At 44.9% G+C, this 13,492-nt stretch carries 11 protein-coding genes; 4 read left to right on the forward strand and 7 right to left on the reverse strand.

Features of this window, described 5'->3' with window-relative positions:
- Nucleotides 1-229: 229 nt before the first annotated feature.
- A complete protein-coding gene (locus BUB06_RS02290) occupies nt 230-1,936 on the reverse strand; it encodes an AIPR family protein (RefSeq protein WP_201777496.1) in 1,707 nt (568 codons plus the stop codon).
- 545 nt (nt 1,937-2,481) lie between these two features.
- The gene (locus BUB06_RS02295; protein WP_039473285.1) at nt 2,482-3,489 is read right to left on the reverse strand and encodes a Gfo/Idh/MocA family protein; all 1,008 of its coding nucleotides are present in this window, start codon (nt 3,487-3,489) and stop codon (nt 2,482-2,484) included.
- Between the two features lie 145 nt (nt 3,490-3,634).
- Between BUB06_RS02295 and BUB06_RS22065 the strand changes: the two genes are divergently transcribed.
- On the forward strand, nt 3,635-3,811 hold the full coding sequence (locus BUB06_RS22065) for a hypothetical protein (protein ID WP_165574540.1): 177 nt from the start codon (nt 3,635-3,637) through the stop codon (nt 3,809-3,811).
- Between the two features lie 39 nt (nt 3,812-3,850).
- Here the strand turns inward: BUB06_RS22065 and BUB06_RS02300 are convergent, their stop codons facing one another.
- On the reverse strand, nt 3,851-5,614 hold the full coding sequence (locus tag BUB06_RS02300; protein ID WP_039473288.1) for a type III effector HrpK domain-containing protein: 1,764 nt from the start codon (nt 5,612-5,614) through the stop codon (nt 3,851-3,853).
- Between the two features lie 761 nt (nt 5,615-6,375).
- On the opposite strand from BUB06_RS02300, the gene BUB06_RS02305 reads away from it, so the two are divergent.
- The 3 genes from BUB06_RS02305 to BUB06_RS02315 all read left to right on the forward strand — a co-directional run bounded on the left by BUB06_RS02305 (nt 6,376) and on the right by BUB06_RS02315 (nt 9,903).
- Nucleotides 6,376-7,194 (forward strand): oligogalacturonate-specific porin KdgM family protein, encoded by an 819-nt coding sequence (locus tag BUB06_RS02305; RefSeq protein ID WP_010295568.1) that lies wholly within the window; start codon nt 6,376-6,378, stop codon nt 7,192-7,194.
- A 132-nt stretch (nt 7,195-7,326) separates the two neighbouring features.
- Nucleotides 7,327-8,079 (forward strand): oligogalacturonate-specific porin KdgM family protein, encoded by a 753-nt coding sequence (locus BUB06_RS02310; RefSeq protein ID WP_010295566.1) that lies wholly within the window; start codon nt 7,327-7,329, stop codon nt 8,077-8,079.
- A 117-nt stretch (nt 8,080-8,196) separates the two neighbouring features.
- Nucleotides 8,197-9,903 (forward strand): pectate lyase, encoded by a 1,707-nt coding sequence (locus tag BUB06_RS02315; RefSeq protein ID WP_039473295.1) that lies wholly within the window; start codon nt 8,197-8,199, stop codon nt 9,901-9,903.
- Between the two features lie 202 nt (nt 9,904-10,105).
- On the opposite strand, the gene BUB06_RS02320 is transcribed toward BUB06_RS02315, so the two are convergent.
- The 4 genes from BUB06_RS02320 to BUB06_RS21860 form a co-directional block, all read right to left on the reverse strand.
- Entirely contained in the window at nt 10,106-11,227 is a 1,122-nt protein-coding gene (locus BUB06_RS02320; RefSeq protein ID WP_039473296.1) for an ABC transporter substrate-binding protein, read from the reverse strand.
- 623 nt (nt 11,228-11,850) lie between these two features.
- Nucleotides 11,851-12,222, reverse strand: coding sequence for a DUF6896 domain-containing protein (locus BUB06_RS02325; RefSeq protein WP_207189210.1), 372 nt, complete (start codon nt 12,220-12,222; stop codon nt 11,851-11,853).
- Between the two features lie 145 nt (nt 12,223-12,367).
- Nucleotides 12,368-12,673, reverse strand: a complete 306-nt coding sequence (locus BUB06_RS02330) for a barstar family protein (RefSeq protein ID WP_080726790.1) — start codon at nt 12,671-12,673, stop codon at nt 12,368-12,370.
- 503 nt (nt 12,674-13,176) lie between these two features.
- Entirely contained in the window at nt 13,177-13,434 is a 258-nt protein-coding gene (locus BUB06_RS21860) for a hypothetical protein (protein ID WP_039473303.1), read from the reverse strand.
- Nucleotides 13,435-13,492 lie beyond the last annotated feature (58 nt).

Raw genomic sequence — 13,492 nt, forward strand, 5'->3', positions numbered from 1 at the left:
TTGCAAAAATATGATATGAATTAGAGTCGTTACATTTAATATTGGTGTAGAATTAAACACCAAAAAACTCCTATTTTGCTAATCAAAGCACCTTAATTTATTGCTTATAATAGGATATCCATGTCACTAACAGCAATGACAATAAACAGTTCAAGCTAGCTAAGCACGAGTTAACCATTAAGACTATTTGTGCATAAGGTGACCGCAGGAACAGTCACCTCTAGTAACTCTACATAATAGATAGTTTTGTATTCAAGAAATCTTTAAAACCTACTTGTATCATTTTTCTTGCATCGGTCAAACTTGATGAATCAGTTTTGAACTCAACTAACGCGTCTTCAAGAGAGGAGATACACTCATTATATGACAACTCTGGAAGTTTATTTTTCACATACAGAATATAAAATATTTTTTGCTCTATTTTTTGAATGCTTTCAGATGTAGAGTCATAAGCTTTTTTAACTTCAAAATAATTTTCAATAATATTTGGCGCATCAAGAAGATTGAAATTATCCTCAGAAAAAATCTCATCATAATACTTCCCAAAGATATGTTGTTTCTGATTAGATGATTTATCTGGATTTCCTTGTATAGCAAATAATATTTGCCCAAACTGCTCCATACTGACTTTATATCTGTAATCCTTACTGTCATTCATCCCTGTGTCACCATTTTTTCTAGAGTAAATTATATTATGATCATCAAGGAGTTGCTCAATTTGTATTTGCAGTGTACTCAAAGATTTTAAATCAACATTTGATATTGAATTTTGACTATTAGTAAATTCCGCTATTTTATTAACAGCTTCATTGTCAGTTGTATTAAATATACGAACCAATATTTCACTCTTAGCTAGATATTCTGTAATGTGAGTTTCATTTTGCGCATTAAAATTATGAAGAGTTCTAAGTGTCTGCCCACCATTTAAGACCTGAAAGTCATCAATAGTAATTCTAACCTTTTTATTGGCATTGACTTGCTCTGCTTTAATATTCTTGGTAACAATAGTCATTCCATTATTATACATAAAGAACATTGTTGGCTCATCTTTTAAGGACTTCCCGATTGCATGATTATACTTTGACTTTCTGACGAACCCTCGAACATTGTCGAAAAGCACCCCATAATCAAGTGTTTCATTTGTTAATACCTCCATTCTCTCGCAGTTATAATCATTTCTAAGTTCAGGGTTTTTACATGTAATTCGTATAATATCAGCAGCATTGAGTCTGACTATATAAGATTTTGATGTTGATATTGTACTTTCTGAATAAGACATAAGAGCCTCATTATCAACAATTAGTTCAGCTTTGATAGGAGCGGGCCTAATCGACATCATACGTTTAATATCAGGAAGACAAACAGAGATAACTTCCATATCATAAAATACTTTCAATTGCTGAATGGATGTTTCATCGTTATCGATAGGTACTGGTTCATTACTTACCATGTAAAGAGTCATTTTCCAAACTTCATTGCTATTAAGATTTGCAATCGAATTGCTGACTAACTCCTTTAACTTCCCTTGAAGACCTTGTGTATTCTCATTTAAAATACAATTAACTAACTTTGTAGAAACAAAAGCTTCATTAGAACTTTGTATTTGTCCAGGTTTATATGTCTCTCGAAATTTGAAGTTAAATAACTTTATTTCCTTGATATCTTCATCAATATAAATCGCATCAATTCCATGATCTGCAGTCCTTTGATTTGTAAGATATGTATTATATTCAGTATCTGTTATGAAATCACTAAGTTTATCGATATCCTTTTCATTACATAGAGCTTCAAGCATGAAAAAATAAAACCCAAAGCGTTCTTTAAGTTTATCATCTTTTGGTAAGATGGCGAAATTATTCGACTTTTTGAAAAGCTCGAAATATTTCATGCATTTTGTATTTAACAGTTTAAAATCATTAATACTTGCGATTGTCATTTTCATTCTCGAATTTATAGAATAATTGTTGTATAAAATACTGTGTCCATATAATATAGTTCATCTCAATGCGATCCTGATAGTTACAGGCCTATACTACTGTACATATTTGCCTTCAACAAAAAGAGCATTCACTTTATTTTATGGGAGTTATAATACTGTGGACTAAAAACTCTTGGGTTGTTGTATACCCCTCCTTTCAAAAACTATTTAGGGATAAGAATTGATTGATTCTATAATTTTTTTGACTTACCACATTCATAAAATGAGTCTGGTAACGATTTATAGTAATTCAGCATAATATCCACTATCCTTACTAACATCATAATAACATTCTTTATCCATTAAGTACGTTTTTCGATACTACCCAGTGGATTCTAGCAGATTACGACTATCAAATCGTCTTTACGTAGAATATCCAAATTTCGTTCTTTCCACCACAACTCATAACAAAAACAGCAAGAAAAGAATAACAGTCTAGATAAAAATAAATTAAATCATAAGCCTACTACCCCCTTCTGTTGGCTTATCCTGTTCTACTTGCTTCAGGTAATTTTCTTCGCGGCCTGCTGCGCCAAAATTGACAGTTCTGTCGCCTTGAAGATATGCGTTTGCGACATCGCGGTTTCGGTGCGCTCACGGCAGTCACGAAGAAAATCTGGGAAAAAGGGGCGTTCGACGCTGCCTGCGGGGGTGAAGCGCTGTTCGCCCTTGCCATTCACCAGATAAACGACGTTGCTTTCTCCGCGCGTTAGATCGACATATTTCCTGATTTCGATATAGCCTTCCGTACCCAGTATCGTCAGACGACCGTCGCCCCAGACGCTCAAGCCATCCGGCGTAAACCAGTCACAGCGGAAATAGCCGGTTGCCCCATTGTCGCCCAGCAGCATAGCGTCGCCAAAATCCTCAAACTCTGGTTGGTGCGGATGGTGATAATTCGCCGTTTGGCTGGTCACCACTCGCGCGTTGGTATTGCCAGTAAAATAGAGAAACTGTTCAATCTGGTGGATACCGATATCGCAGAGGATCCCACCGTACTGACGCTTCTGATAAAACCAGTCAGGCCGCGCGCCGCGTTCACGGTGTGGGCCAACGCCGATTGTCTGAATCACTCGCCCGATTTCGCCCCGTTGCACTAGTTCACCGGCAAACAGCGCGCTATCCACATTGATTCGTTCATTAAAGTACACGGCAAACTTGCGGCCGGTTTCCGCTACCCGACGTTGGACGGCATCCAACTGATCCAACGTGGTCAGCGGCGGTTTGGCGGTGAAGAAATCTTTGCCAGCATCCAACGTGCGCAGCGCCAGTTCAGCTCGGTCGCTGGGAATGACCGCACAGGCAATAAGATCGATAGACGCGTCGGCAATCAATTGTTCCGCAGAGTCAGCAAAAGGAACGGAGGGGAAAAGCGAGATGAATTTTTCCCGATGATTAAGATCGGACTCGAACACGCCGACCAGTTCCGCGCCCGCATCAACCAGCTGCTGACACATGTCATAAATGTGGTTGTGCGCTAACCCAATCGCTGCAAATCGCATCTTTTTCATCTTCACTTCCGCCGATACCGTCATGCCGAACGATTACAATAAGGCGGAAACCGAGCGGACTAAAGACAAAAGCCGCGTAACGCGTTAGAATTTTTCCTGTTTTTTTAACATATCCACATTTTCCGCAACGCAACTAAAGATAACCATGAAAAGAAAACGTATCCTGATCCCCCTTATCATTCTGATCCTGTTTGTGCTCTATCTGAATCGCGATGCGTTGAATCCGTTTGCGCCGGACTGTAAAAATCTCCTGGCAAATCAACCCAAACCGGAAGAGTGTAAAAAGCCAGTGAAAGAAGTCGCACCCGGTTTTGAAATTTAATGTTTTGAAATTTAAGGCTTTGAAATTTAAGCTGGCGCATTAGCGCGGTTTGGGAATATTGAACTGTTCCAGCGCGGGATTAACCGTTTTGGCAAAATCTTCCCGCCGGTGTTTGAGTTTGCTTTTGGCGTTGAAGAAATTCACCAGCTCAGCAATTCCCATACCAATGCTTAGCGCCCCGCTCACCGCCCAACCCACTGGCCCTGCGGCCGCGCCAACGGCAGAGGCGGCAGCCGCCCCGGCGGCCTCACCCGCGATGGCACCGACCACCTTCCCGGCAATCGCTGCGCCAGCTTTGCCAGCCAGACCAATCGCCGTTTTGCTCCCTGCTGCTTTGGTTAAATCCTCTGCGTGCAGCGACGATTTGGCAAAACTCATCACGCTGCGTCCGGCCTCTTTCACCGCCTGCGCATCGCTTTTTGCTCCGGCCCCCGCGTGTGTTACAGCCGAAGGCGAGGCATCCAGCCCAACAGATCGTAGGGCGGTCGGTGACGCTGCGGAGAAACGTTGGCTCATCGCCGCCTGCGCCAGCAGCGGATCTGAGCGTAAAATGGTGTTTATCTCGCGCGGTACTGCCTGCTCAAAATACTGAATCACATCCCCGTCTTGCTGTAACGTTTCAATACGTTGATTCAGCACCTTTTCGGTTTCTTCGGTATTGCGGTATTCGCGCCCCGCCATCACCTGTTCCAGTGTCTGTTGCAGCTTGACCAACGTCGCTGACTTTTGCGCCCCGCTGTACTGCTGCGGTTGGGTAAAAACTGCTTCATCCAGCTTGCTGATATCCGTTTTCGTCGCCAGCCCCAGTGCCGCGGCGTTGTGCAGCGTATCCGCCGCTTCCTGACTGTCCGCTGGTGCCTGTTCACGAATCCAACTTTTCATGTCCTTCATCATCAGTTTTCCATCATGTGGGACTCGCGCCAGTTTCTCTCCTTTGACGTCCGCATGTTCCAGAATCCCGAATAGCCCAGGATGCGACCACAGTTGAACTGCCGCTTTTAGCTGAGGCGACAGCGTCGGGTTATCGTTCATGATCGCGTGCAGATCGGTCAACGTGCTGGTGCGATCATTCTTCTGCGGCGGGGAATGCGTATAGGATTTTTGAGGATCGGCGGCATTAAGCAGCGGCTCGTTAGCCAGCAACAGCGCGGAAGATTGTACTAACCGCAGCGATTGCGCATCGGCTGCCGGATTTTTCTCCCGATATTCCTTCACGGCGTGGCTGGCATCGCTGGCGCGTCGCTCCATATTTTTAATAAAGGATTTGGTATCCCGATTAGAGATATGTCCGTCGGCTCTGCCACCGTCTTTTGCGGTATCCATCGCCGTGTAGATCGCGGGATTGTCACGCAGATAGACGAGCGCTTTTTCCGCGTTCTCCCCGCCATCCTGTAGCATTTTCGCCGCCGCCAGCGGCCGGTTCAGTTCCTTTGCCGCCTTCTCGCGTTCATTTTCTGGTAGATCGCTTAATAGCGGCGACCACTTTTCCAATGCTCCGGCATTACTGTGCGCCGAGCTATCGATCGCCTGAAGATCGACGGGCGGTTTGGGTTCCGCAATGAGTGAACGGTCTGCAACGTTCGGCACCGCGGGCAAAACACGAGTGGGTGCCGTCGTAGTGCGCTCAGTGGAAACCGGCGGCACGTTCGGCGACGCCTCGCCAAAATCGATTGAACGCGAGCCTGACCGCATCGCTGGCGATACGCCCTGCTGTCCACCCGGCCGACTCGCCTCGGTATTATGCTGTGCAGCCGAAGACGCGGCACTTCCCCAACGGCTTCCGCCCTCAATACGATTGATCATTCACGTCCCCATTCTGCTGTTGTCAGGCTTAACAAACGGATCTCCCGCATCATCCGAACACAGAAAGGCCTGCAAATTTGCCGATCGCGGTATGGCGGGTATGGAGATGAGTGGCGTAAAAATACGATAAGTTCCTGACAATATTCAGGGGCGTTTGATGGCTATTGGCGGCTTATTCATTTTTATGGAAATCGCTTTCCACAGAATATTCTCGGCATGATGGCGGGAATAAGTCAGATAACAGGTTAACGGTTGTTCAATTACATATCATTATCATCACTAACGTTCAAGAGATATCTCCTACGGCCTGACAACCCTGAGCTCCGCCACACCTATTCCTGACTCTTACAATAATCAAACGAAATTATTACAAAAAATTTCAAAGAGTAACCAAATGTGTGATCAACATAAATGAAACAGTGTTTTCTTTTCACCATAATGCCACTCACCCTAATTATCAAGTCTACTGATAATTAGATTAACCAGTAAACGGTGGGAATTATCAACATTCACTCATCAGCATAAGCCATTTCGCTGATTGAAATATTCATCAGCCACGTCGTATATAAGGAGTCATCAATGCATTGATAGCAAGCTGATTTACCAGGGAGAAAGCCCTGCCTGACATTATAAATGGCGTCATCATCATTCCTGGTGATTCTATTTTTACGCCCAAAAAATGACATCCACTGTCTGGTTTTAAAGATAGAGACTGCGCTCGTCAATAATATTATTTATTCATCAAAAAAGAGAAAGATAGAATGAAAGTATACACACGTAACCTACTCATCGTTTGTGCCGGATTCACGCCTTTCCTCACCCAGGCAGAAACCGACGGCAAAACCACTTTCCAATATGAACATAATTGGAAGACAGAAGACCGCCGCCACTCAGACTCCATTAAGCTCATTCATAAGAAAACCAACGGCTGGTCGTACGAAGTCAAATTCAGTACGTCAGCAGGCGGGAACAGCAACTACGACGTTGCCTATGATGACATGCAGGGCGGCTCTGGCGGCATGGTGATCGGGAAGGACTTCAAGCTAAGCAAGGCCGCAACCTTAACGCCTAGCTTTGAATTCTCCATCGGCAATGCCACCATGATGTATCAACCAGGGCTGAAATATAACTACCGCATTAACAGCGACTGGTCCACTTATGGCCGCTACCGCTATGAATATAAAAAGCCCTCTCGCAGCTCACGTTATTCGACCATTTCCACATCTGACAAATATGGTTACGCAGGGGAATCTTATTTATCAAAATCCGACACCGGTCGTCATCGTCTGGATGCAGGGGTAACGTATTCTGGCTTGGATAATATTAACCTGACTTACGTCTTTAACTACTACATCGGTGATAACACCACAAAATCGTATAAATATAGCAAGGGTGAATTCACGGAAAGAGAATACGCGGTTTACGATAATGGGAAAACGGATTATGAACATCAGTTCAAAGTTCAATATAAGTTAAACAAACAGCTAACTCCTTACATTGAGTATGATGATATTAGCCAATCCAGCACATCATCAAGCCGTCAGGGGAAAATCAAAGTTGGTTTCAACTACGTTTTCTAAAAAATACAGAATTTTATAAAGGAAATACGCCGTATTTCGTGCCGTGTTGATGAAGAAAATGAATTCATGAATGAATTTTGTCTATCAGCGCACAGTTTTCATAATTAACGATCAATATTAATGGTGCCCATAATGAAAAAACGCTACCTTGTGGCCGGTATTCTCTTTGCCCAAATTTATGCTATTTCCGCGTCAGCCTCTGATACCAAACTCAGCTATGAACATAGCTGGGGAACCATGAATCGCTATCACGGTGATGAAATTGGTATGCGGCATTTTATGGATAATGGCCTGTACGTTGGCGTTGAGTTGAATTTTTATAATAAGAATAAAGATCTGACCATCGATGATGTCGTCTCGAATTCTTATGCTTTTTATACCGGCTATGCCTACAGCTTAACGCCTGAATTAACCCTGACGCCTAATCTGGAAGCGCGCTTCTATTCCGGCGGCACCAGCGGTGAAGGCACGGTAGGCGACATCGGCGCTAGCCAGAGTTCCGGCGCCCGCTATACGCCAGGTTTGAAACTGACCTGGGCGGTTACTGATAAGACGGATCTTCATGCGCAATATCGCTACGACCTCAGAAAAATCACCCGCAGCAAACGTACCAGCACGGATGATGACACTCACCGTCACCGCTATGAAGCGGGCGTTGCCTACAAAGGTTTCGACAATTTCACGCTGGCGTACACCGCTTACTACTATCACGCGGATTACGTGCTGCAAAACAACAAAAAGCATGACTACCAACAGGATTTCGACGTGGCTTACACCATCAACGACAACTGGACAGCCCACGTTGGCGTTGAAGATGTCGCCAGCGGGCGCGATGTGAAATCGCGTGAAGGGAAAGGAAAGGTCGGCTTCACCTATACGTTCTAACAACGACTTACCTTTCTAAAACAGCTTACTGCTGCACCATATTTCTCGGGGATCCTGTTCATCAAGCGGGATCCTTTTATTACAGCTCTGGATTATTCATCGTTACAGGTAGATAAAATGAAAAGATTTGCGCTGTCGCTCCTTGCGGGTTTGGTCGCTTTACAGGCCAGCGCCGCTACGCCTGACCGCCTCACCATCGTCAATCAGTATGTGGATAACGTGCTGACCAAAGCCGGTGACCACTATCACGGTCAGTCGCCTACGCCATTACTTGCTGATGGTGTCGATCCTCGCACGGGCAAACAGATGGAGTGGATCTTCCCCGATGGTCGCCACGCCGTGTTATCCAACTTTTCCGCACAGCAGAACCTGATGCGCGTGCTGGTCGGGCTCAGCAACCTGAGCGGGAACCCCAGCTATAAGCAACGTGCCGAAGCGATTGTGAAATACCATTTTCAACATTATCAGGATGAGAGCGGCCTGCTGATTTGGGGCGGCCACCGTTTTGTGGATCTAAAAACGCTGCAACCGGAAGGCCCCAGCGAAAAAGAGATGGTGCATGAGCTGAAAAATGCCTATCCCTACTACGATTTGATGTTCAGCGTCGATAAAGACGCAACCGCACGCTTTATTCGCGGTTTCTGGAATGCGCACGTTTATGACTGGAAGATTATGGAAACCAGTCGCCACGGTAAATACGGGCAAAAAATAGGTGCGCTCTGGCAAAGTCCGTTTGAGCAACAGCCGCCCTTCTTCGCCACCAAAGGCCTCAGCTTCCTGAATGCAGGGAACGATCTGATCTATTCCGCATCACTGCTGTACAAATACAATAAAGAAGACGGCGCGCTGGTCTGGGCAAAACGTCTGGCACAGCAGTATGTGCTGCCACGGGATAAAGCGACTGGGCTCGGCGTGTATCAGTTTACGCAGGCGCTGAAGCGCGATGAAACTACCGACGATGCCGATACGCATTCCAAATACGGCGATCGCGCCCAGCGTCAATTTGGCCCAGAGTTCGGCCCCACTGCGCTGGAAGGCAATATGATGCTGAAAGGACGCACCAGTACGATCTATTCCGAAAATGCGCTCATGCAGCTCCAGTTGGGTAAAGATTTAGGTGCGGAAGGCAAAGAACTTCTGACGTGGACAACCGATGGCCTGAAAGCCTTTGCCAAATATGCCTATAACGAGTCGGATAACACGTTCCGCCCGATGTTGGCTAACGGCAAAGATCTCTCCAACTACGTTCTGCCGCGTGACGGTTACTACGGCAAAAAAGGCACCGTGATCAAGCCTTATCCTGCGGATAATTCATTCCTGCTTTCCTATGCTCGCGCCTATACCGTGTTACCGGACGCCGAGCTGTGGCGTGTCGCACGCGGCATCGCTCGCGCACAGGGGTTGGGTGAGTTAGGTTCAGCACCGGGTAAAGACGTTAAAGTGGATCTCGCCACCAAGAACAACGATCCTTACGCCCTGTTCGCGCTGCTGGATCTGTATCAGGCTAGCAAAGTGAAAGACTATCTGTCGCTGGCGGAAAAAGTGGGCGATAACATTATCAGCACGCGTTATCAAAACGGCTTCTTTATGGCCGAGCCCAACAGACAATATGCCGATGTCGATACCATCGAGCCTTATGCCCTGTTAGCGCTGGAAGCTGCGGTGCGCAATCAGCCACAGTCCGTTGCACCGTTCCTGAATGGTGCGGGCTTCACTGAAGGCGGCTACCGTATGGAAGATGGTTCAACTCGCGTGTCCACTCGCGATAACGAGATCTTCCTGTTGAACGTTGGCGAAACGTTGAAACCCAACAACAAGAAATAAGCGTTAATCCTCAACACGCCAATGGTGGTTCGCTGCCATTGGCAATCCCCTCTTGCTTACTCTGCTCAACCCTGAACCGAACAAGACCGACATTATCGGGTGTGATACTTCATCGCGTGGTGCTTAATCATGTGGTTTTACAGGATGCAATGCCGGCCACGATTAACGTGACCAGCATGAAGTAACGCAATAATTTTAAGCGTTAGTTAACCAGAGGCACATCTGGGTTCACACCAAGCCAGCCCGGCGTGGGTTCGCCTTTCGCTTCACCGACATACAGGCTCATCTGTGCGCGGAAGCGCTCGACCGCACCGCGATCGTACATGAAATCAGCAAATGCCTGCGGACGAGTGTTACGGTATTCCCAGATATGTTTGTAACCTACTGGCGGCTCAACGTCGGTACGCACCGACCACATACGTGAAACCTGAGTTTGCGTTTGCGGATCCAGCACCCAGCTCAGGTACAGCTTGGCACTTTCCGGGTGTTTCGCCTGTTTGAAGATGGCGGCACGTTGCGCCCAGGAGACAAAAGGATCGGACTTCGGCAGCACAAAGCGGGTCACCGCATCTGCTGCTGGCACAAGCGCACCGGAACTGGTAAAGGTCGCGCTGTATTTTCCTGTCGCGATTTCAGCGCCGGGCACGTTGGTGCCGCGCACATAGACGGGATCCTGCTCCTGCAATTTTTTCACAAAATCCCAGCCGTATTTATCCACGGCCAGTTTGTACCAGAACAGTACCGCATCGTCGTCGTTCGGATAAGCCAGAATCAAATTGCCTCTCAGGTTGGGACGAAGGTAGTCATTAACTTCACGCGGCCAGGATTTTTCATCCAGAAGCTGGGTATTGACCAAATTACTGAATGCGATGACATAGGCACCGGTCCAGGCACCATCTGCATCACGAAATTCCGGATAAATTTTGTCCCAGCCACGCGCTTTGTAATTCAGCAGCACGCCTTCTTTTTTCCAGCGTGGGAAATTCTGCACCGTTTGCAGTTGCACCACATCAGGAATCAGGGTGCCGGTCGCCAGTTGGTTATCAATACGGGCGTCATGGTATTTGCTGTAATCGACAATCACATTCAGTTTCATGCCAGGAAAACGTGTCTCAAACGCTCGCTTGAAACCAGCCTGCTGTGACTGCACATCGCCACCGGCATAAACGGTAACCGTACCGCCTTCTCTCAACGCACTCTGATAGATTTGATCCAGCGAGCGCGTCTCAATTTCGACGCCCGCCTGACTTTGCCCGACGCTGAGCCCGGCCATCATGGCCAGCATCAGCACTGTTTTCTTCAGGTACTTCCCAGTGTATTGCATTGTGATTTCCTTCACTTAATGAATAAAACCCGTACCGACAAACGACAACGATCAGCCGTTAAAACGGCAACGGTCTAACCAGCGGATCGCAAGCCAGCGACGCGCAGGATCGGATCGACGAGGTGGAATCGTCAAAAATAAATCAGAATAGAACGCGCATAGTCCTTCATTAATATATCTCCCGCCCGAGGATAATCTCCCCGATTCCATTAGGACATTTAGCCTTGAGTTTACAGGATTAAATAAAAACACATACGAAGAAAAAGCGAACAATATAGTTAAAAATATTGAATAGCTAAAATGAGATTACGCTTTCATGCGGGACAGATGCAATATCATAAAAAGATAGGATGGGATTATTTATCTTATGAAATGATTTAAATTTTAATGATATTACTTAATACCATACCAAAATGGAAATATTAGGATTGTGATTTATTTCTCATTTAATCCCTAAAAATAAAAGCATGAAAATTATTACTACCCGATTAAAATTGAGCATTTATCAGTCATCGTGGCACAGGCATCACCGTTGAACACGGCCAACTGCTGATACGCATTGTGGCTGAATGACAGACAAAAAATCCAGGCCTTTTAGGGGCCGAGATCCTCTGACTACTTCATCACATTAGTTCATATTTATTTTCTGATATTTTTTGTAAAATCCCAGACTCCACCATTCCATCTAACGCCCACTTTATTTCATGATCATTACATGATGAAAAGTATTGAGATAAGCGCCATATATCTATCAACTTGGGATTTTTGATATTGTTAATATCTATCACCATCTCTTTTTTATCGTTGCTTATTAAAAATTTAATACCTATACCATGTTTAATAAAAACCCATTCATCATCATTAACAAAAACAGTCCCTTTCTTAGGGAAGTCCAGTAAGAAGTCGAAATCCTTTAAACTTGGATACGCGATAAAGAAAGCCTTCATTAACATCTCTTGAAGATTGATAAAATTGACAATTTCTCTTTCGTTCATTATATCAATACCTTACCATTACCCCATCGGATTCACGCAAAAGTTGATCGCCTTGTTCTTTCGTAACCTCATGTATGCTAATCGGACAGGTTAATTGACATGAAACCATATTTAATCCCTCATAAGAATATTATAAATTCGCATTCTATTTTTTTTCATAAAATACAACTTCCAGTTGATGGGATTCATCCTTTTCCCAATCAATAACAGCATCCCTAAGTATTTCAAGATAAATTTTCAATTCAAAATCAGGAATGTTAGGCAATGAGTCATGTTCGATAACTATCTTAGTGTAACTAATCCATTCAAAATCACGAAGGCAATCATATAATGAATTCCAATTGAAACCGAAATATCCAGGAAACCATAACAAGTAATACATTGATTTTAAAAATTCATCTGCACTTGAAATCAATGGATCAAGCCTTACAAAAAAACTCTTCATTGTCATATGACACTGAAGGGGATTTGAATTTAAAAAAAGAGTCTAAATCATTATCAGTCATAATTATCGCATCTTATTTTATGCTACCTAGTGATATCAACGTAGGCGACACTATCATCGTCTACGTCAAGAACCGGTGACCATCAATGGACCGACACTTATTGCATCGAGACAACTGAAGAACACTTTTCTGCCAATTTTATTCTCCGGTTTTAGTCGGGAATTTTTTCATCGCATCCTAAATCGAAGCATCAACCAAATTCCTAATGCAGCAATAGGTCCAGTTATGGCCCCCAATGTAAAACAATCTATTGCTGTCTCCCATGTGAAATTAAATAATCCATTCTTCAAAAATAAAACGATACTAAACATTAAATTTAACAAAAGAAATAATAAAAACATTGCCATAATACAAGAAAACATCAGATAGGAAAAAACATTCAACTTTATCTTCTCATTTTTCATTTCTTATATCCTTTACCTTATTTTCTGTATATTTCCCACCGACTTCAGCACCAATCGCCCCCACCACCGTGTACGCCATCGCGTTTGCTGCGATATCCGATGTCGTGATTTTGCTTTCGTCCTTCGGTATCGTGACGTCTTTCACCAATTGTGCCAGATACGGCGATGCACCGCAGGCAATCGCTGCCCGCTAGTGCCTGGATCGGGCTGAGCGCGTTGTTAGCTTGCTCAACGTCACGGCTCATCGTGGCGATATCCTGCACCTGCTTCGCCGTATCCCGCAACAACAGGCTGCAAGTCATCTAGAAGCTTGCTGGAAACAGCGGGATTTGGGACAGATATCCCAGTAGCAATAACCAT

Source organism: Pectobacterium carotovorum, assembly GCF_900129615.1.
Lineage (GTDB): Bacteria > Pseudomonadota > Gammaproteobacteria > Enterobacterales > Enterobacteriaceae > Pectobacterium > Pectobacterium carotovorum.

Bases quoted from the DNA above. Each gene is read 5' to 3' on its own strand.
- BUB06_RS02310 (WP_010295566.1), top strand. From the start codon at position 7,327: ATGAAAAAACGCTACCTTGTGGCCGGTATTCTCTTTGCCCAAATTTAT.
- BUB06_RS22065 (WP_165574540.1), top strand. From the start codon at position 3,635: ATGAAAAGAAAACGTATCCTGATCCCCCTTATCATTCTGATCCTGTTT.
- BUB06_RS02305 (WP_010295568.1), top strand. From the start codon at position 6,376: ATGAAAGTATACACACGTAACCTACTCATCGTTTGTGCCGGATTCACG.
- BUB06_RS02315 (WP_039473295.1), top strand. From the start codon at position 8,197: ATGAAAAGATTTGCGCTGTCGCTCCTTGCGGGTTTGGTCGCTTTACAG.
- BUB06_RS02320 (WP_039473296.1), bottom strand. From the start codon at position 11,227: ATGCAATACACTGGGAAGTACCTGAAGAAAACAGTGCTGATGCTGGCC.
- BUB06_RS02325 (WP_207189210.1), bottom strand. From the start codon at position 12,222: ATGAACGAAAGAGAAATTGTCAATTTTATCAATCTTCAAGAGATGTTA.
- BUB06_RS02300 (WP_039473288.1), bottom strand. From the start codon at position 5,614: ATGATCAATCGTATTGAGGGCGGAAGCCGTTGGGGAAGTGCCGCGTCT.
- BUB06_RS21860 (WP_039473303.1), bottom strand. From the start codon at position 13,434: ATGACTTGCAGCCTGTTGTTGCGGGATACGGCGAAGCAGGTGCAGGAT.
- BUB06_RS02330 (WP_080726790.1), bottom strand. From the start codon at position 12,673: ATGACAATGAAGAGTTTTTTTGTAAGGCTTGATCCATTGATTTCAAGT.
- BUB06_RS02290 (WP_201777496.1), bottom strand. From the start codon at position 1,936: ATGACAATCGCAAGTATTAATGATTTTAAACTGTTAAATACAAAATGC.
- BUB06_RS02295 (WP_039473285.1), bottom strand. From the start codon at position 3,489: ATGAAAAAGATGCGATTTGCAGCGATTGGGTTAGCGCACAACCACATT.